Source organism: Pedobacter sp. G11, assembly GCF_003860265.1.
Classification (GTDB): Bacteria; Bacteroidota; Bacteroidia; order Sphingobacteriales; family Sphingobacteriaceae; genus Pedobacter; species Pedobacter agri.
In genome coordinates, this window is record NZ_CP034190.1 from 4,220,585 (window position 1) to 4,240,270 (window position 19,686).

18 protein-coding genes and 1 other RNA gene are annotated in these 19,686 nt (G+C 37.6%); 13 read left to right on the forward strand and 6 right to left on the reverse strand.

Translation table 11 applies throughout. The features are described 5' to 3' along the window. Positions 1 to 52: 52 nt before the first annotated feature. The 3 genes from EA772_RS18250 to EA772_RS18260 are packed head-to-tail and all read right to left on the reverse strand — an operon-like array spanning position 53 to position 3,785. Positions 53 to 2,179 (reverse strand): xanthine dehydrogenase family protein molybdopterin-binding subunit, encoded by a 2,127-nt coding sequence (locus EA772_RS18250; protein ID WP_124914431.1) that lies wholly within the window; start codon positions 2,177 to 2,179, stop codon positions 53 to 55. Between the two features lie 2 nt (positions 2,180 to 2,181). Further along, entirely contained in the window at positions 2,182 to 3,165 is a 984-nt protein-coding gene (locus EA772_RS18255) for a xanthine dehydrogenase family protein subunit M (protein ID WP_124914432.1), read from the reverse strand. Continuing rightward, complete coding sequence (locus EA772_RS18260) at positions 3,162 to 3,785, reverse strand: (2Fe-2S)-binding protein (RefSeq protein WP_124914433.1); 624 nt, start codon at positions 3,783 to 3,785, stop codon at positions 3,162 to 3,164. Before EA772_RS18260 ends, EA772_RS18255 begins: the two co-directional genes overlap by 4 nt. A 233-nt stretch (positions 3,786 to 4,018) precedes the next feature. On the opposite strand from EA772_RS18260, the gene EA772_RS18265 reads away from it, so the two are divergent. Then, positions 4,019 to 4,669 (forward strand): YceH family protein, encoded by a 651-nt coding sequence (locus EA772_RS18265; RefSeq protein ID WP_124914434.1) that lies wholly within the window; start codon positions 4,019 to 4,021, stop codon positions 4,667 to 4,669. On the opposite strand, the gene fabF is transcribed toward EA772_RS18265, so the two are convergent. Then, on the reverse strand, positions 4,670 to 5,920 hold the full coding sequence (gene fabF / locus EA772_RS18270) for a beta-ketoacyl-ACP synthase II (RefSeq protein ID WP_124914435.1): 1,251 nt from the start codon (positions 5,918 to 5,920) through the stop codon (positions 4,670 to 4,672). Between the two features lie 198 nt (positions 5,921 to 6,118). Between fabF and EA772_RS18275 the strand changes: the two genes are divergently transcribed. The 3 genes from EA772_RS18275 to EA772_RS18285 all read left to right on the forward strand — a co-directional run bounded on the left by EA772_RS18275 (position 6,119) and on the right by EA772_RS18285 (position 8,887). Then, entirely contained in the window at positions 6,119 to 7,030 is a 912-nt protein-coding gene (locus tag EA772_RS18275) for an AraC family transcriptional regulator (RefSeq protein WP_010600950.1), read from the forward strand. A gap of 82 nt (positions 7,031 to 7,112) precedes the next feature. After that, a complete protein-coding gene (locus EA772_RS18280) occupies positions 7,113 to 7,946 on the forward strand; it encodes an SDR family NAD(P)-dependent oxidoreductase (RefSeq protein ID WP_124914436.1) in 834 nt (277 codons plus the stop codon). Between the two features lie 89 nt (positions 7,947 to 8,035). Beyond that, a complete protein-coding gene (locus EA772_RS18285; RefSeq protein WP_124914437.1) occupies positions 8,036 to 8,887 on the forward strand; it encodes an SDR family NAD(P)-dependent oxidoreductase in 852 nt (283 codons plus the stop codon). Positions 8,888 to 8,957: 70 nt separating this feature from the next. Here the strand turns inward: EA772_RS18285 and lysA are convergent, their stop codons facing one another. Beyond that, positions 8,958 to 10,115 carry a diaminopimelate decarboxylase gene (lysA, locus tag EA772_RS18290; protein ID WP_124914438.1) on the reverse strand — a complete coding sequence of 386 codons (1,158 nt, stop codon included), beginning with the start codon at positions 10,113 to 10,115 and terminating at the stop codon, positions 8,958 to 8,960. 318 nt (positions 10,116 to 10,433) lie between these two features. Next, positions 10,434 to 11,747: an aspartate kinase gene (locus EA772_RS18295; protein WP_124914439.1), complete on the reverse strand. Its 1,314-nt coding sequence runs from the start codon at positions 11,745 to 11,747 to the stop codon at positions 10,434 to 10,436. Positions 11,748 to 12,089: 342 nt separating this feature from the next. Here EA772_RS18295 and EA772_RS18300 point away from each other — a divergent pair, with 342 nt between their 5' ends. The 9 genes from EA772_RS18300 to rnpB all read left to right on the forward strand — a co-directional run bounded on the left by EA772_RS18300 (position 12,090) and on the right by rnpB (position 19,685). Next, the gene (locus EA772_RS18300; protein WP_124914440.1) at positions 12,090 to 13,826 is read left to right on the forward strand and encodes a phospho-sugar mutase; all 1,737 of its coding nucleotides are present in this window, start codon (positions 12,090 to 12,092) and stop codon (positions 13,824 to 13,826) included. A gap of 191 nt (positions 13,827 to 14,017) precedes the next feature. Beyond that, a complete protein-coding gene (locus EA772_RS18305; RefSeq protein WP_124914441.1) occupies positions 14,018 to 14,446 on the forward strand; it encodes a hypothetical protein in 429 nt (142 codons plus the stop codon). Positions 14,447 to 14,767: 321 nt separating this feature from the next. Further along, positions 14,768 to 15,538: an MbnP family protein gene (locus EA772_RS18310; protein WP_124914442.1), complete on the forward strand. Its 771-nt coding sequence runs from the start codon at positions 14,768 to 14,770 to the stop codon at positions 15,536 to 15,538. A 28-nt stretch (positions 15,539 to 15,566) separates the two neighbouring features. Then, on the forward strand, positions 15,567 to 16,577 hold the full coding sequence (locus EA772_RS18315; protein WP_246833989.1) for a cytochrome-c peroxidase: 1,011 nt from the start codon (positions 15,567 to 15,569) through the stop codon (positions 16,575 to 16,577). Then, positions 16,567 to 17,517, forward strand: a complete 951-nt coding sequence (locus EA772_RS18320; protein ID WP_124914443.1) for a transporter — start codon at positions 16,567 to 16,569, stop codon at positions 17,515 to 17,517. The genes EA772_RS18315 and EA772_RS18320 overlap by 11 nt, the downstream gene beginning before the upstream one ends. A gap of 10 nt (positions 17,518 to 17,527) precedes the next feature. Next, complete coding sequence (locus EA772_RS18325) at positions 17,528 to 17,983, forward strand: hypothetical protein (protein WP_124914444.1); 456 nt, start codon at positions 17,528 to 17,530, stop codon at positions 17,981 to 17,983. Between the two features lie 108 nt (positions 17,984 to 18,091). Next, complete coding sequence (locus EA772_RS18330; RefSeq protein WP_124914445.1) at positions 18,092 to 18,742, forward strand: SCO family protein; 651 nt, start codon at positions 18,092 to 18,094, stop codon at positions 18,740 to 18,742. A gap of 84 nt (positions 18,743 to 18,826) precedes the next feature. Then, positions 18,827 to 19,249 (forward strand): cytochrome c, encoded by a 423-nt coding sequence (locus EA772_RS18335; RefSeq protein WP_010603317.1) that lies wholly within the window; start codon positions 18,827 to 18,829, stop codon positions 19,247 to 19,249. A gap of 58 nt (positions 19,250 to 19,307) precedes the next feature. Then, positions 19,308 to 19,685, forward strand: an RNA gene (gene rnpB / locus EA772_RS18340) — RNase P RNA component class A. Position 19,686: the final 1 nt, after the last annotated feature.

Consider the following 19,686-nt stretch of genomic DNA (forward strand, 5'->3'; position numbering starts at 1 on the left):
GACTTGTAAATGCTGAAATCGAAGCAATCTAAATGGTTTATCGTTTGTAAAATTAACCTGCTAAAACTTTATCAGGAGTAATTGGCAAAGTTCTAATTCTTTTCCCTGTAGCATTAAAAACAGCATTGGCGACGGCAGCAGAAAAACCAATCAAGGCAATTTCGCCCATTCCTTTGGCGCCCATCGGATTGATATACGGATCGGGTTTATTAATAAAATGAACTTCAATTTCCGGAATATCGGCATTGACCGGAACATGATAATCTGCAAAATTGTTATTGATGTATCTTCCGTAACGGTGGTCGATAATGGATTCTTCATGTAAAGCCATTCCCACACCGCCAACTGCACCACCAACCATCTGGCTACGGGCCGTTTTCGGACTCACAATTGAACCCGAATCACCAACAGAAACGATTTTATCAACCTTTACCACGCCGGTTAAACTATGGACTTTTACTTTTACGAAATGGATAGAAAAGGAATACATGGAATAATCTTCCCGCTCCTTACCAGCCTGGCTTTGTTTTGTCACTTCGATTTGTGGAAGATTATTTTTCTTCAATACATCTACAAAATTGGAAGTCGCATCCATGTTTGAGTTTGCGGCAAGCTCTGCAATAGTCGATTTTAAGCTTACACAAACATCATTGACCGCTGAACCAACTGTAGAAAGCGTAGCTGAACCGCCCTGGCTTGGTGCCGGAGGTAAAGAAGAATCGCCCAATTCAAACTTGATTTTATCACCTGGAATACCTAAAAGTTTGCTTGCAATTAAAGTCATTCCGGTTCCAGTTCCTGGCCCGATATCGCTTGTTGCACTTTGCAGCACCAAAGTTCCATCGGCCTTTAAAATACCTTTCACACTTGCTCTACCTCTGTTTGCATTGAAAACGCCAATACTTACACCGAAACCGTATTTCCATTGGCCATTAGTCAAACTTCCAGGCTTGTTCTTACGTTCGTTCCATCCAATCTTCTGAGCACCTACACGATAAGCTTCTTTAATATTTTTATCTGAAAACGGCTTGTTTCGTTGCTGGTCTCTTTCAGGATCATTTTTTATCCTAAACTCAAGCGGGTCCATATCTAAAGCATGGGCCATCTCATCAATAGCACTTTCTAAGGCAAAAGCGCCGGTTGCCTCTCCAGGTCCACGCATCCAGATGGGTACGCCTAAATCAACCGGCACAACGGTATACTGCGTATTCACATTATCGCACTGATACATGAATTTAGCCATGTTTACTACACCTTCCGTAAAATTTTCATAAGCCGAAGTTTCGCCAAATGCCCGATGTGTTATACCTGTTAAAGTACCATCCTTATTTGCACCTAAACCAATGGTTTGTACTGCCGCCGGACGATTACCCACCATGGTAAACATTTGCATCCGGGTAATTACCAATTTAACTGGCTTCGCGATATGTTTTGAAGCCATTACCGTAGCAATTTCAAGCGGCCAGGTTCTTAAAGCCATACCAAAACCACCTCCAACAAATTCAGAATTTACCTGAATATTTTCGATAGGGATTTTAAAAACATTTGCAATAGTACCTTGTGTAGCCTTTACTCCTTGTGTTTTCGCATAAACCGTTACCTGATTATTTGGCCGCCAATCTGCTATAATTCCATGCAATTCCATTGGATTATGCGTTTCAATTGGGAGGTGATACTTTGCTTCAATCTTTACTTCAGCAGTTTTATAAGCATTTTCAACGCCACGTTTATAATCTGGCTGACCTTGAAGTTTCTTTGCCTTAACATCGGTGACGGCCTTCTCAAAATCAGTATTAAAATCTTCTTTAGCATAAGTTACCTTAACTAATGAAGCGGCATAAGTTGCTCTTTCAAAAGTGTTGGCAACGACTATCGCTATGGGTTGTCCGTTAAAGAAAATTTTATCAGTATAGAATATCTTAAATGGCGAACCGCCTTCTTGTTCATATGCCGGCGCTGATGGTTTATTCATATGAGAAATTACAGAAACTACACCGGGGGCTTTTTCTGCTGCTTTGGTATCAAGCGAAGTAATTTTTCCTTTGGTAATGGTACTGGTTACTAAAACACCATAGGTTAATCCTGGCAATTCGTATTCAGCAAAATATTTGGCCTTCCCCGTAACCTTGTAAATTCCATCTACACGGTCATTTGCATCTTTTAAAACTCTATTTTCCATGGTTACGCTTTGGATTTTGCAACGGTTAACGCCTCGATAATTGAATTTGGAGCCATTTGAAGTTTGAAATCATTTTCTCCAAATCCTTTAGCACCTGTCATGGCCAATTTTGCAGCCTGCTTAAAATTTTCTTTTGACGGTTCTTTGCCTTTTAAAAAATCTTCTGATGCCGTTAAACGCCAGGGTTTGTGTGCTACACCGCCCATCGCCAATCGAATATCTGTAATTTTGTTATTGGATATTTCCATTCCAGCGGCAACTGAAACCAAGGCAAAAGCATAGGATGCTCTATCTCTTACTTTTAAATAAAACGAATTTTTGGCTAAATTATTAACTGGAATTTCCAGGCGAATAATCATCTCATCAGCTTTTAAGTTATTGTCTAATTGAGGAGTATCTCCCGCCAGGCGATGAAAATCTTTAAATGAAATTTTGCGCTCGCCTTTAACACTTGCCAGAACAACAATTGTATCTAAAGCAATGAGGGCCACACACATATCACTTGGATGAACGGCAATACATTTATCTGAAGTTCCAAAAATTGCATGCATACGATTAAAACCCCCAAGAGCACCACAACCAGAACCTGGCTGACGTTTGTTGCAAGGCATTTCGGTATCGTAAAAATAACCGCAACGGGTTCTTTGCATCATGTTTCCACCAACTGTTGCTACATTTCTCAATTGCGCCGACGCCCCTGCATTTAATGCCATGGCCAGCAAGGGAAGCTTTTCTTTAATGATTGCATTTTCTGCAACAGCTGTGTTCGAAGCCAATGCACCAATAATGATCTTATCACCAATCTGTTCAATTTGCTTTAAAGGAACATGGTTGATATCTATTAATTTTTCAGGCGCAGTTACACCTCTCTTCATCAAGTCAATCAGATTGGTTCCGCCCGCTAGAAATTTTGAATTCTTATCCTTTGATAGTAAAGTTAAGGCCGATTTAGCCGTGGTTGTTCGCAGGTATTGAAAATTGATCATGCCTTGATTCCTCCTTTCGAAACCTCAACTATCGCATCAACAATATTAGGATAAGCACCACATCTACAAATATTTCCACTCATATATTCACTTATTTCTGCTCTGGAATTGGTATGACCTTCGTTAACGCAAGCCACAGCCGACATGATTTGTCCAGGCGTACAATATCCGCATTGGAAACCATCATGCTTGATAAAAGCAGCCTGCATCGGATGCAGTTCTTCTCCATTGGCCAAACCTTCGATAGTTGTTATTTTCTTGCCTTCATTCATCACTGCTAAACTTAAACATGAATTGACTCTTTCACCGTCAGCATGTACCGTACATGCACCACACTGACCATGATCGCAACCTTTCTTGGTACCTGTTAAATGAAGTTCTTCACGCAAGTAATCCAAAAGGGTAACTCTCGGCTCAACAGCGCTTTTGTAATTCTTATTATTTACAGTGATATTGAGTGGTATTTTTTCAAAAAGTTCAGCGAAACGTTCATCGGCTTGATTTTCTGCAGCTTTAACCGCTACAGATGGTGTTAAGGCGATGGCCGTAATTAAGGAACTTTTCTTTAGAAAATCCCGCCTCGAATCGCCATGATTTGATTCCTGATCAGATGATTGCATAAAATATGTTTTGAGATGTTGTTGTTTTTAAAGTTCGGCAATCTAAACCGCAAAAAGCACACATTTAGGAATTTAGAATAATTCTAATAAGCCGAATTTTCAGGATCTAGCTTCTGCTCTTCGTTATGTTAAATTATCTCACCTGCATTTAGCCCAGAAATGAATTCAGGGTGACGGCATCCTATCTCAAAAAATAATTTCAGTAATATCAACTCAATTTCTATTTTTATCAAATGGAAGAAATTAAGCCACTACCCGATTTATCAGCAGAAGAACAACGCGTTTTAGGTTCATTAATAGAAAAAAGCCGGACAACTCCCGATTATTATCCAATGACTTTGAACAGCTTGACGGCGGCTTGTAACCAAAAAAGTTCGAGAAATCCTGTTGTAAATTATGATGAAGAAACGGTTACACTTACATTAAATTCATTAAAAGTAAAAGGATTAATATCTACGGCTACAGGAGGTTCCGGTAGAGTAATTAAATATAAACATAATCTCGGGATAGTTTATCCATTAGTACCATCAGAACTTTCTATATTATGCTTGCTACTTTTGCGTGGCCCACTAACTCCTGGGGAAATTAATAGTAACTCGGGCCGGCTTTATGAATTTGAAAGTATTGAAGAAATTTCAGAGCAACTGAAAAAACTTTCGGATGAGGCGCCTGCTTTTGTGAAACTCTTACCAAAAAAACCAGGGCAAAAAGAGGCAAGATTTGTACATTTATTGGGTGAGCAAGCCGAGGTTAAGGATGCAGAACCGGAATCCCAACAAACAACAATTTTCCAACCCAATGAGGTGTTGGAAAATCGTATTGCTAAATTGGAACAAGAACTTGAAGAATTAAAAGAACTTGTTAATTTATTGATGGATAAATAATTAAGCTTCGTATTTTTTAAAGATAGTGCTTGCTACGTGTCCACCGAAACCAAAAGTATTATTTAAAACGTAATTGAGTTCCTTTTTTATCGGCTTTGCCAATACAATATTTAATCCTTGCGGAATTTTCTCATCGAGTTTCTCTGTATTTATAGTTGGAGGAACAATGCCATCTCTTATAGCAAGAATACTGATTAAGCTTTCTACCGCACCAGCAGCTCCGAGTAGGTGGCCGGTCATAGATTTCGTTGCGCCAATTACCACCGGTAGACCATCGAAAACGTTTTTAATGGCATTTAACTCACTTAAATCACCTAAACCTGTTGAGGTAGCATGTGCATTGATGTAATCAATTTTGTCAGCAGAAATGTTCGCATCGTTTAATGCTTTTTTCATGCCCAGAGTGGCGCCAATTCCATCTGGAGGTGTTCCAGTTAAATGATAAGCGTCAGCAGCCATTCCACCACCCACAATTTCAGCATAGATATGAGCACCGCGATTTAAAGCATGCTCCAGTTCCTCTAAAATTAATGCTCCAGCACCCTCTCCCATTACAAAACCATCACGACTTTCATCAAACGGTCTTGATGCATTTTCAGGACTATCATTTCTTTTAGATAAAGCTTGTGCGGCACTAAAACCACCAACAGAAGCCTCAGTAATTGCTGCTTCAGAACCGCCTGCAATCATTACGGTTGCTTTGCCCAAACGAATGGTATCAAACGCATTAATAATTGCAGTGTTGGATGATGCACAAGCAGAAACCGTACAATAATTTGGGCCGCGGAGTTTATGGCGAATAGAAATGGCACCTGCAGCGATATCAACAATCATCTTTGGAATAAAAAATGGGCTAAACCTTGGTGTTCCATCACCTTGATGAAATTCGGCCAGTTGCTCTTCAAAGGTTGAAATTCCGCCGTTTCCTGTAGCCCAGATTACGCCAACTTCCGCCAATTGGTCGTCAGTCATTGTTTTAAAATCTAAGCGGGCATCAGTAATTGCCTGATCACTGGAGGCGATGGCGTATTGCGTGAACGTATCAAATTTTCTGGCTTCTTTTCTATCCAAAAAAGATTCGGGATTAAAGTCTTTAACTTCAGCAGCAAAATGTGTTTTGAATTTAGAAGTATCGAATTTAGTGATTGGGCCGACGCCGCTCTTACCGTCTAAAATATTTTCCCAAAAGCTTTCTACAGTGTTTCCAAGAGGCGTTATTGCGCCTAATCCAGTTACAACTACTCGTTTCATTTTATTAGTTTTTTATTTTATTCCTGCGCACAGGTGATTGAAATAAATAAATGATTTACCTGTCGTTTACGCTTATTGCCGCAAAGGTGATCATTACAATTGTTAAAATAATCATATCGAAAGCAAAAATGATTTTCATTTAATTATCGATCTATTCATAATTAAAATTAATTAGTTTGAATTTTGTAACTTTGATTTATGAGCAAGTCGGAATCTATAGAAGAGTTTTATCAGAAAAAATTTGATTTTTTACCAGATAACCTGCAAAAAGATATTGGGCATTTTAATGTCTTCAGAATGGAAGATTGTATTGGAGATGATAAACCTCCGATGAACTATAGCAGACGAGATTATTACAAGATTGCTTTAAATCGTGGTCATAATATTTACCATTATGCTGATAAGAGCGTGGAGATTAATGGAACAGCACTTATGTTTTTCAATCCACAAGTACCCTATACCTGGGAACTGGCCAGCGGAAAGATGAGTGACGTGAGAGGATTTTTCTGCATTTTCACAGAAGCATTTTTTAAGGAAAAAGTTAGGGGAAACATTGGCGACTTACCTATGTTCGTTGTTGGCGGAAAACCGGCCTATGTGTTAAATGAAAAACAAGACGCTCATGTTTCGGCCATCTTTGAAAAAATGCTTGAGGAAATTAATGGTGATTATATGTACAAATATGACTTACTAAGAAACTACACTACCGAAATTACGCACTTTGCATTAAAAACAGAACCATCAGAAGTTTTGTACAAACATCCTGATGCGAACTCCAGGATTACATCGGTGTTTACCGAATTGCTGGAAAGGCAATTTCCGATTGAAAACCCATCGCAGAGATTTACCATGCGCTCCGCAAAAGATTATGCCACACAGCTTTCTGTACATGTTAACCACTTAAATAGAGCGATAAAAGAAACAACAGGTAAAACTACCACACACTATATTACCGAACGCTTGTTGAGTGAAGCAATGGCGTTACTTAAACATACAGACTGGAATATTTCTGAGATAGGCTATTGTTTAGGTTTTGAAGAACCTACACATTTTAACAACTTCTTTAAAAAATTAACCAACCATACGCCAAGCTCCTACCGTATTGTTTGAATTTCGTAATCATCAGTTTGATTGGCGTAACACTAAATTTTAATTCCCGATATAATTTTGTCTTAACAAAAAGGATAAAAATATGGGACTTAAAAAAGTTTGGTTTGTAACTGGTGCTTCCAAAGGTTTAGGACTAAGTTTAGTAAACCAATTATTAAAAGCAGGTCAATCTGTTGCGGCAACATCCAGAAACGTTAATGATTTAATTGCTGCTGTAAATACAAATTCTGAAAAATTTCTTCCGTTAGCCGTTGATCTAAGTGATGAAACCAGTGTTGAGCAAGCAATAAATGCAACCGTTGCGCAGTTTGGAAAAATCGATGTGGTGATTAATAATGCAGGCTATGGCATTGGCGGCAGTATTGAAGAACTAACGGATAAAGAAACCAGAAGTGCTTTTGATGTAAATGTTTTCGGAACTCTAAACGTAATTAGAAAAGCAAGTCCGCATTTAAGGGCACAGCGCTCAGGTCATATCATCAACATTGCATCCATTGCGGGCATCGTTGGCGCTACCGGATGGGCGGTGTATTCATCAGCGAAAGCGGCCGTAATTGCGCTATCAGAAGTTTTAGCAGAAGATGTAAAAGCTTTCGGAATAAAAGTTACGGTAGTTGCTCCTGGAGCATTCAGAACCAGTTTCCTAACGCCAGAATCTTTGGCATTGGCAAAAAATCCAATCGATGCTTATGAAGACGTTCGGTCAGTACATGCAAAATACCTAAAAATGGATGGCGCTCAAGCTGGCGACCCTGAAAAAGCTGCTGCAGCAATGATTTCCTTAGTAAGTATGCCAAATCCTCCAATTCATTTGCTGTTAGGAAATGACGCCTTACAAAGGGCGATGGTAAAAGCTGATGCACTAACAAAGGAATATCAAGACTGGAAAGCAATTACGATTTCGACCGACTATTAAAATCGTCATTACGAGGCATAAAATCTTCACACTTCTTGAAGAATTGCTTCGCTAAACATTGAAAAATAGAATATTTAAAAACAAAAATCATGGAAAATAACAGAGTATGGTTTGTTACAGGAGCTTCAAAAGGTCTTGGACTAACATTAGTGAAAAAATTATTAAGTAACGGTTATAACGTTGCGGCAACTTCGAGAAACTTAAATGACCTATCAAAAGCTGTTGGAGAATTTGAAAACTTCCTACCATTGTCAGTTGATTTAATGAACGAAGAAAGCGTTGAATCGGCAATAGGCAAAACAATTAGCAAATTCGGACAATTAGATGTTGTGGTGAACAATGCCGGTTATGGAATGCTTGGTGCATTGGAAGAGCTGAGCGATAAAGAAGCTCGTGAAAACTTCGATGTTAATGTTTTCGGTTCGTTAAATGTAATTAGAAAGACGTTGCCTCAAATGAGAAAGCAACAATCCGGACACATTTTCAATATCTCCTCTATCGGTGGATTTTCAGGAAACTTTCCTGGATTTGGAATTTACTGTGCAACCAAGTTTGCTGTAGCAGGTTTTACAGAATCGCTTGCTGCTGAGGTAAAATCTTTAGGCATTAAAGCCACTGTGATTGAACCTGGATATTTTAGGACTGAATTTTTAACATCAGGATCATTAGCTGTTCCGAAAAACCCTATTGATGCTTACAAAGAAGTTCGTGAGTCGCAAGCTGCGCATCAAAATGATATTAATAACCAACAACCAGGTGATCCTGCTAAAGCAATTGAGGTAATTATTGCTGCGGCTGAAAGTAAAGATGCTCCGCTACATTTATTTTTAGGTCCTGATGCGTATCATGTGGCTGATGAAAAAATCAAGGCTGTACAAAAAGATATGGAAGACTGGAAAGCGCTAGCAACAGCAACTAATTTTGATAATACAGAGAAATAACTTGATTATTAAACGGTAAAAGCCGTAAGCGATGCTATCGCTTACGGCTTTTTATTTTTTGTGAATGAGATTAAATTTCAGAACTATAAACCGATCTGATGGCATCTCTTAAATTGTATTTTGAAGCCATTACTTCACCATAAGCTCCAGCACTACGGATAGCAAAGATATCTCCTCTAAACGATTTTGGTTGTTCTACTTCTTTACCAAAACAATCAGTGCTTTCGCAAATCGGCCCAACAATATCATATTTTACGATTTCAGTTTCATTTCCCCGTGTCAAATTTTCTATTTTATGGTAAGCCTGATACAAAGCTGGCCGCATCAATTCAGTCATACCTGCATCCAAAACCACGAAGTTTTTCTTTTTACCGTTTTTGATATATAAAGCCCTCGTAATTAGCGATGCGGATTGCCCAACCAATGCTCTTCCTAGTTCGAAATGAACTTCCTGATTAGGTTTTATTTCCAGGAAATCTTTAAATATTTTGAAGTATGATTGAAAGTCTGGGATCTGGTGATCAGGGTGATGATAATCAATACCTAAGCCTCCGCCAACGTTCAATACTTCAACAACAAAACCTTTATCTTCAAACCAAGTACAAAACTCATTTACGCGAACACAAAGGTTCTTATAAACATCAAGATTGGTAATTTGAGAACCAATATGGAAGTGAATTCCGAGGAATCTCAAATTTTTAGAAGATTTCAAGGTTTCGGCACATTCAGGCAAATCCCATGAATTAATGCCAAACTTATTTTCATCTAAACCAGTCGTAATATTGTGGTGCGTGTGCGCATCAACATTGGGATTGATACGAATGGCTACTTGCGCAACCTTACCCTTCGCGGCGGCAAGCTCATTCAAAACTTCCAATTCCTGAATAGATTCTACATTAAAGCAGAAAATATCTAAATCCAAAGCCTCATTTATTTCTTTATCAGATTTACCAACACCGGCAAATACGATTTTTTTATTATCGAAACCAACTTCTACTGCACGTCTTACCTCTCCTGCGCTGACACAATCGGCGCCAAAGCCAATTTGTTTAATCTGCTCCAGCAAAACAGCATTGAAATTTGCTTTCAACGCATAATGAATGTGAAATTGATAAGGTTTTGCAGCCTCGGCACAGGTGTTTAAAGTTTTCTGCAATAAATCAGTATCGTAATAGTAAAAAGGCGTTTCTATATTGTTAAACTTTGATATATCTTTATCGGCGAACATGTTCAAATTCCTTATTATAATTTTAATTTTATTCTTTGGGCTAATTTATTGGGGTAATTACCTCGATTTAAAGCATGGAAGAATTACCCAAAAACAATACAACGGAAAAATCCGATTTTTTATCGTGCTTCTCCTGATCGTATTATTTCTTTTATTTATACGAAAATGAAAATAGTAGCGGCCATTTTTATCATTGTTATAATTACTTTAGGTCTGTTTAATTCCTATAAGAAACATAAAAATGAGTTATTACCAGCAAGCTTTTTAGCTTTTCACTTCATTATAGGATTACTGGTCATCCTAGGCGCTTTCTATCTTTTATTCGAATAATCTGTTGTGCAAACTTCTTAAAGCTTCCGTTTTATATTCGCTTAAAATCAACAGGGAAACATTATAATTACTTCCACCATAAGAAATCATACGGATTGGGATATGCTTTAATCCCTCTAAAACTCTGCTAGCAAAGCCATGTTTTTCTGAGCCGAAATCGCCAACTACGCAAACAATACTGTGATCGGTATCTACTTCTACTGTTCCAAAACTTTCCAGTTCCTCAATAATTTTCGGAAGATTTCCGATTTCGTCAATGGTCAACGAAACAGCTACCTCTGATGTGGTAATCATATCGATTGGCGTTTTATAGCGTTCAAAAACCTCAAAAACACGGCGTAAGAAACCATAAGCCAATAACATCCGGCTTGATTGGATGCGGATTGCCGTAATGCCGTCTTTAGCGGCAATAGATTTAATCTTGCCTTTTTCGCTATTATGTGTTATTAAGGTTCCTGCAGCCGTTGGCTCCATCGTATTTAATAAACGAACAGGAATTTTATATTTCTGCGCTGGAAATACGGATTGTGGGTGTAAAATTTTAGCACCGAAATAAGCCAACTCTGCTGCTTCATCAAACGATAGTTGTGCAATCGGTTTAGTTCCTTTTACAATACGTGGATCATTATTATGCATACCATCAATATCCGTCCAAATTTGAACCTCTTCGGCCATAATCGCAGCACCTAATAATGATGCCGTATAATCACTTCCACCACGACGTAAGTTATCTACTTCTCCAAAACTATTGCGACAAATAAAACCTTGCGTAATAAATAATTTATTGCCTTTATGTTGTTCTAATAAAGGTGTTAGATGTTTGGTAGTAAATGGAATATCTGGCTCATTATCCTCGTCGGTTTTCATAAAATCCAATGCAGGTAATAATACCGATTCTACACCAATTGATTTTAAATAGATATGGTATAATGTAGTAGATAGTAATTCGCCCTGCGCCAAAACAACTTTTTCTTCTACTGAAGTAAAAATATCGTTTGTAATAACTGCAAGGAAGCTAAAATGATAGTCGATCACTTCATTTCCCATCTCCTGAAAATCTGCAGCGGGCAAGAGTTCAACAACAAAGTCTTTATATTTGGCATACAAATTTTCAATCGCAACGCTTCCCTTCTTCTTATCTCCAGCTAAAAAATAATTTGAAATCTCCACTAAGCTATTCGTAGTACCAGACACTGCTGATAAAACCACAATCTGCTCTTCATCTGGATTAATGATATCCAACAACTTCGTCATGCGCTCGGGACTACCTACTGAAGTACCCCCAAATTTTAAAATTTTCATCGATTTGTTTTTGTTTCAATTTGCGATGGAACAATCAGTTTTATATCCACTAGGTGACTTAAAAAAACATGAGGGCTTCATCTAATTAGTTATTATTTTAGCTGTAATAAAAAGAACACCATTTACATCGTGCTTACCAGAATATAAAAAATGTGATTGTCTCATTTTTAATACTGGATTTTCTTTATTATTGTATCGGGGCGTGAAAATAAGCAAAAGCAGCTTAAAAGCAACATCCTCAACAAAATAAAATTTGGAACAAATTGAATTTATTTCAATTTCACCAAACTTCATGAAATAAATTTTGTTCAACACCAGATATTAAATTAAAAATACAGCTCAATGCAATCAATTGATCAATCAACACAAACCACAATAAATCAGTGGTTAAATGGAAATTACGACGAAAAAACGAAATCAGAAATCCAATCTCTAGTAGATAACAATTCAACTACTGAACTTACAGATGCTTTTTATAAAAGCTTAGAGTTTGGAACTGGTGGTTTGCGAGGCATTATGGGTGCGGGTTCAAACCGGATCAATAAATATACAATAGGAACGGCAACACAAGGTTTAGCCAACTACTTAAATAACAAATATCCAGGGGAAAAGATTAGTGTGGCCATTGCGCATGATAGCAGAAACAATTCAGATTACTTTGCAAAAATTACAGCTGATGTTTTCTCTGCCAACGGCATTCATGTTTACTTTTTCGAAGCTTTAAGGCCAACACCTGAGTTATCTTTTGCTGTTCGTCATTTTGGTTGCAAAAGCGGTGTGATGTTAACTGCATCACATAACCCAAAAGAGTATAATGGTTACAAAGCTTATGGTGCCGATGGTGGTCAGTTTACCTCTCCTGATGATAAATTAGTGATTGACGAGGTTAATAAAATCCAGAGCATTGATGAAGTGAAGTTTGACAGAGTTGAGGCAAATGTTGAATTAATTGGCGAAGCTGTAGACAAACTTTACTTAGATGGAATCACCGCACTTTCAATTTCTCCTGACGCCATTAAAAGACAGCACGATCTAAAAATTGTGTATTCTCCTATTCATGGAACAGGAATTACCCTGGTACCAAAAGCGCTTGAGCAATTTGGTTTCACCAATGTTACTATAGTTGAAGAGCAAAGTAAACCTGATGGTAATTTCCCTACAGTTGTTTATCCAAATCCAGAGGAAAAAGATGCATTGACTTTGGCCATGAATAAGGCTAAAGAAATTGATGCAGATTTAGTTTTGGCAACTGACCCTGACGCTGATCGCGTGGGTATTGCGGTTAAAGATAATAATGGCGACTGGGTTTTACTAAACGGTAACCAAACCGGAAGTTTATTGATTAATTATCTTTTATCTGCCTGGGAAGAAAGCGGAAAACTAGATGGAAATCAGTTTATTGTGAAAACGATTGTAACTTCAAACCTGATTGAAGAAATTGCTAAAAAGAAAGATGTTACTTACTATAATACCTTAACGGGATTCAAATACATCGGTCAGTTAATGACTGAATTAGAAGGTAAGAAATATTTTATTGGTGGTGGAGAGGAAAGTTATGGCTATTTAATCGGCGATTTAGTTCGTGATAAAGATGCGGTAGTTTCTGCGGCTTTCATTTCTGAAATGACGGCTTACTACAAAGATAAAGGCGCAAGTTTATACAATGCCCTATTGGATATGTATGTTGAATACGGCTTGTACAAAGAAGATTTAGTTTCGCTTACCAAAAAAGGAAAAACCGGTGCTGAAGAAATTAAGGCGATGATGGTAAAATTCCGTAAAAATCCACCTGCAACTTTAGGCGGATCGAAAGTTTCTGTATTGAAAGATTATGAACTAAGTCAGGAAACTGATTTGGCCACTGGCAAAGTAACAAAATTAGATTACCCAACCTCTGATGTACTTCAATTTATCACTGAAGATGGAAGTATTGTTTCAGCTCGTCCGAGTGGTACAGAACCAAAAATTAAGTTTTATTGCAGCGTTAACGCAACTTTGGCAGACAGAGCTGATTTTGCAAAAGTCAACGAAGAATTAGGCGAAAAGATTAAAGCTGTGATGGCTGATTTACAGGCTTAGTTTCTTTAAAATAATTAAGAATGGAACACAGGTGGAGAAATTCATCTGTGTTTTTTTATACCCGTCAGTTGAAACTGACGGCAAGGATTAACATTTACTATAATCGTTCTGTTGGCAATTGAAAGATGTTGCACAAGATATTCCGTTTTATTAGGTATTCATTGCCGTTGATTTCAATCAACGGTTTAAAAATGGTTCGCATTTCTTTTGCCGCTTTCAATTTCTTTAATACTTTTGCAGCAGATACAATGTTCAAAAAAATCCTGATATACCTGTTAGTGATTTGCACGGTTTCAAACGGAGCAATGCAACTTGTGGTTTATTCAGGCTATAAAATGAATAAAGAATACATCACTAGTGTATTTTGTATTAATAAAGAACATCCTGAATTGCATTGCGACGGTCAGTGTTTCCTAGCCAAAAAATTGAAAGATTTGGATAGCAAGAATAAACAAGTTCAGGAAAATCTCAAACGAATAGTAGAAGCTGAACCAAAATTTCAGATCACAGCAATCAATCATCAAATTCCTTATTTCATTATTAAATCAGAAAGTGGCTATCTCGAAAAGCCAGTTAAAGATCTTTCTGTATCTATTTTTCATCCACCAAAAACGGTTTAAGTAAATTTTATTTACAATCATCGCCCTGAATTTATATCAGGGTCTTTTAGGCTATTTGTCATTTTGAGCACAGCAAAGGCCGCGAAGCAGTTACGAAGTAAATCTCCAAGCTATTGATTACTGGTTTTAAATTGTCCTACATGAGAATGAGTGGATTCATTTAAACAGTGCTTTTTAGCTGCCGATTCTTCATTGCTTTCAGAATGACAGAAGACTATAAATTCACAGATTCGATTTTTAAAAATTAAACCATCGTGGCTGCCTATAATTTAAAATATTGGCCATGATCGCTTCATCACCATTAAAAACTATACATAACAGATGAAAATATCACAATACTTACTGGCATTGCTATGCCCTCTTATATGCTTAACATCATGCAAAAAAGATGCAGATGAAATCTCTACAGATACAAAATCAAGCTTCACTTTGGAATTTGAACACCAGGTTAATGGTGCTGGTTTAGCATTAAATACAACAACCTACAAAAATGCCAAGGGCGAAGATTTTAAAATCAATGTGTTTAAATATTATGTCAGCAATATTAAACTCAGCAAAGCTGATGGAACAACCTATTTAATTCCTGAGAGTTATCTGTTGATAGATGAATCAAAACCTGCTTCGAAACTAGTAACCATCAATGATGTTCCGACAGGTGATTACACTAAAATTGAATACACAATTGGTGTTGACTACGCCCGGAATTTCGCAGGTGCACAAACTGGCGCCTTAGATCCTATAAATGGTATGTTCTGGACCTGGAACAGTGGTTATATCTTTGTTAAACTGGAAGGAACTTCACCACAATCTACAGCAGCAAACAACCTTTTAACCTTTCACATTGGAGGCGTGGTCGATCCGAATAATACCATCAGAACATATTCAACAGAAATCAATGCAGCAAATCCTTTGAGAATTAGAACTGATGCTAAACCGAATATGCACTTTATCGTGAATGCAGCATCTCTCTTCACAGGCACAACTGATGTAAGTTTTACTACGCTAAACTTTACTATGGGTGGAGCCAATTCGGTAATTGTTGCCAATAATTATGCTAAAGGTTTATTCCGTTTAGATCATATTCATAATTAATATGTTTAACAAATTAACAGTCTTTGCAATGCTTTTTTTAAGCATTGCATTGATGTATGCTTGCAGTAAAAACGAAGATGAAATTACTCCGGAAGAAAAGAAAATATCTTTCATAGTTCCATCTAATTTCCCAGCTCCAACTTACAATTTCGAAGATAATAAGTTAACAAAAGATGTTTTTGCACTTGGGAAAAAGCTATTTTACGAAGCCCGTTTATCAGCAGATAAAAGTATTTCCTGTGGAAGCTGCCACCAACAATTTGCAGCATTTGCAAATCTAGATCATAAGGTGAGTCACGGTGTAGACAACTGCCAGGGAAAACGAAATGCACCCCCACTTTTTAATCTCGCCTGGCAAAAGGCTTTCTTCTGGGATGGCGGCGTAAAAAACCTCGAAACATCTCCCCTGAATGCCTTTACAGATACCTGCGAAATGAAAACCGATCTGGAAACTGTAGTTTCACTGTTAAAAAACACGGCTCCTTATCCACAAATGTTCAAAAAAGCGTTTGGAACAACGGAAATCAATTCTCAGAAAATCTTAAAATCACTCACACAGTTTATGGGCGTATTGGTTTCTGGCAATTCCAAATACGACCAGGTGATCAGAAAGCAAAACGGCGTTTCATTTACATCGACAGAACTTGCTGGTTATAATCTTTTTAAAGAAAAATGTAGTTCCTGCCATACTGAGCCACTTTTTACTGATTTTACTTACCGAAGCAATGGTTTAGATTTAGTTAGTACTGATGAAGGCCGCTCGCACATTACAGGCGTAAAAACTGATTTCGGAACTTTTCGAATACCAACATTGCGTAACATCGAATACACCGGACCTTACATGCATGATGGTCGATTTTATAGTTTAGATGAAGTTCTAGAACACTACAATTCTGGTGTAAAAGCATCGGCAAATTTGGATCCTCGCCTAAAAAATGGAATTCCGTTAAGCTCAACAGAAAAAGAGCAAGTAAAATCATTTTTAAAAACATTAACAGACAGTGAATTTATCAAAAATAAATTATTCAGTGAATCGTAAGCTATTGGTATTGCTGCTCTTACTATTAAGCAGCAGCACTTATGCCTGTGATATTTGCGGTTGCTTCATGGGCATAACGCCATACTTCAACAGAAACAACATCAGTGTGCTGTATCGCTACCGCTCATTTAATGGTTATGCAGGCCAGTCACATTCGTTATTTCCAAATGGTGGAAAGTTTTTTATTCCGGCAAGAAGTCAGAATGCTCCGATAACAGGTCATGCCGGAAACCCTGAAGATTATGAGCTTTATCGCTCACTAGAAGTAAGAGGAAAGTATTTTATCACCAATAAATTGGAGATCAATGCAATTCTGCCATACGTTGCTAATAGCGAACGTTATAATGGGTACACATCTTCGATCTCTGGTGTTGGTGATATTAATGTATACGCAGGCTATCATCTGTTCAGAAAACTGGAAGATAATTTCAGGCAACAGCTTATTGCCGGCGCAGGAATTAAAGTTGCTACAGGAAAAAATAATTTTAAGAACACCGAAGGCATTCGTTATTCGTCCTTAATGCAAGCAGGTACCGGCAGTACCGATGGTTTTATTTACCTGAATTACATGGTTGGCCTTGGCAAGTTTGGCGCCAGTTTAAATACATCATATAAATTTAACGGCACCAACAATCGTAACGAAGGAATCGCAAACAGCACCACCAGTTTCCTCAATATCTTCTATACTCAAAGCATAGGTAAAGACATTCAAGTTATGCCATCAGCACAATTTTTTTACGAGTATTCTGCCGGAGAAACATATAATGGCATTAAAACGGGCGAACACATCATGAATAACTTAATGGGTGGCGTTGGTGCCGATATCTTTTACAAAAATGTTGCACTTAATGCTGGAATTCAGAAAAACATTTGGGAAGCTGAAACCGACCATCCCATGAGTGCAGGAAAGGTATATCTCGGACTTACTTATAATTTTTAAAACGATTAATATGAAAAAGACACTAACAATTGGATTTTGCATAAGCGTGCTTCTTTTAAGCGCTTGCAAAACTGAACCTGATGCTGAAGCAGTAAAAAAAGAAGTGCTTAACATACACGATAAATTGATGATTGATGGCGCAAAAGTTATCAATAACAAGATGAAGTTAGACTCAATACTGAAATCTCGAAAAGTTAAATCTGTTGATGATTCCGTAAAAATTGCAGATCTGGTTTTAAAGTTAAACCAGGCTGATGAAAATATGATGGACTGGATGCATGCCTTTAATGATGATTTTAAAGGTAGAGATGAAACAGAAAACTTAAATTATTATAAATCGGAAATGGTTAAAATAAGAAATGTTGAAGATAGCTACATCAAAGTTACCAGAGCATCAGATTCTGTTTTAAAAATTTACAATGTTGCGCCATCTCAAATAATGGAAATGAAAAATCATAAGCACTAATGATTCCTCCTAACAAGGTCATTAGTTTGGCAATTTGTACTATCCCTCTCTTCAAAGAGAGGGATTTGAGGAGCAGAGGTTGTATATTTACATTTTTAACAAAATAACATGAATAAAATTATTTCTTCGATAGCCATTGGCATGCTATCAGTTACCATATTTTCATCTTGTCAGCAAGAAAAAAAACTCCCTTTTTATGGCGAACGTTATGCAGAAACCATAAAAGATGCAGCAGGTGTAGAAAAAATTGACACCGTTTATCAAACCATTCCGAATTGGGCATTTTTAAACCAGGATAGTGTGTTAACAACCAATAAAGCAACAGATGGGAAAGTTTACGTTGCCGATTTTTTCTTTACCTCTTGCAGTACCATCTGCCCAACTATGCACCGCAATTTAATGACGGTCTACAATGATTTCAAAACCAATCCCGATGTGATGTTTGTATCCCATACCATCGATTTTAAGTATGATAAACCATCAGTATTGAAAAAGTATGCTCAAAAGTTGGGTGTTGATAATGCTAAATGGCAATTTCTTTATGGTAGCAAGGATAGCGTTTACACATTAGCAGAAAAAAATTATTTAGTTGCTGTTGGTGAAGACAGCACCGCCAAAGACGGTTACATTCACCAGGGGTATTTGGTTTTAATCGATAAAGACAGAAGGATTCGTGGTGCTTATGATGGCACAAAGGAAGACCAGGTAGAGCAGCTTAAGAAAGATATCCCAGTTTTACTGGCAGAGTATAAGAAATAGATTTTATTGCCACGGAAGCACGAAAAAAATAGAATTAATTCCGTTTATATCCCTGTTTCCGTGGTAAAAATTAACGAACCATAAATGCGCAAATACATCATATATTCAATATTTCTATTTTCGGTTGTAGCCGTAATTATTTCTTGTCAAAATCAGGAAACGATTGATTTGCAAAACTATATGTCGAATGGAAAAGATATTTATAAAGCCAAATGCCAAAATTGCCATGGTGAAAACGGCGAAGGCTTAGGTCAGCTTGCTCCTCCGCTAACGGATTCTGTTTTCTTGAAAACCAACAAAGAAAATTTAGCCTGCATCATTAAAAACGGAACGAATGAGAAAATTACCATTCACGGAAAAGACTATCAGGAAAAAATGCCTGGTTTCCCTGAATTGGCTGATATCGATGTGGCGCAGGTAATGGTTTATGTAACCAATTCTTTCGGAAACCATCAGGGATTTGTACCCTATTCAAAAGTTTCTACACAGCTCCAGAATTGTAGGTAGACTGAAAAAACTTTCAGTTTTGTATCTTTTGTAGTTAAAAAAATCCATCTTTGCGGAAAATGCAGGTTGTTCTATCGCTGTCTCGATTTATCGGGAGAGAGGAAAGTCCGGGCAACGCAGGGCATCTCGCTTTCTAACGGAAAGGAATTTAGGATTGAAAACCTGAATTACGGATTAGTGCAACAGAAAATATACCACCTGGCGCAAGTTGGGAAAGGGTGAAAACGTGTGGTAAGAGCACACGAGCATTGCAGGCGACTGCAGTGGTTTGTAAACCCCGGGAGTTGAAAGACCAAATAGGCTAACGCATGTAGGGCTGCCCGTCCGATGTTAGTGGGTAGGTCGTTAGAGGTAAATGGCAACATTTGCAGTGGATTAATGATAGAAGTTCTGAGCAATCAGGAAACAGAACCCGGCTTACAGACCTGCATTTTTTT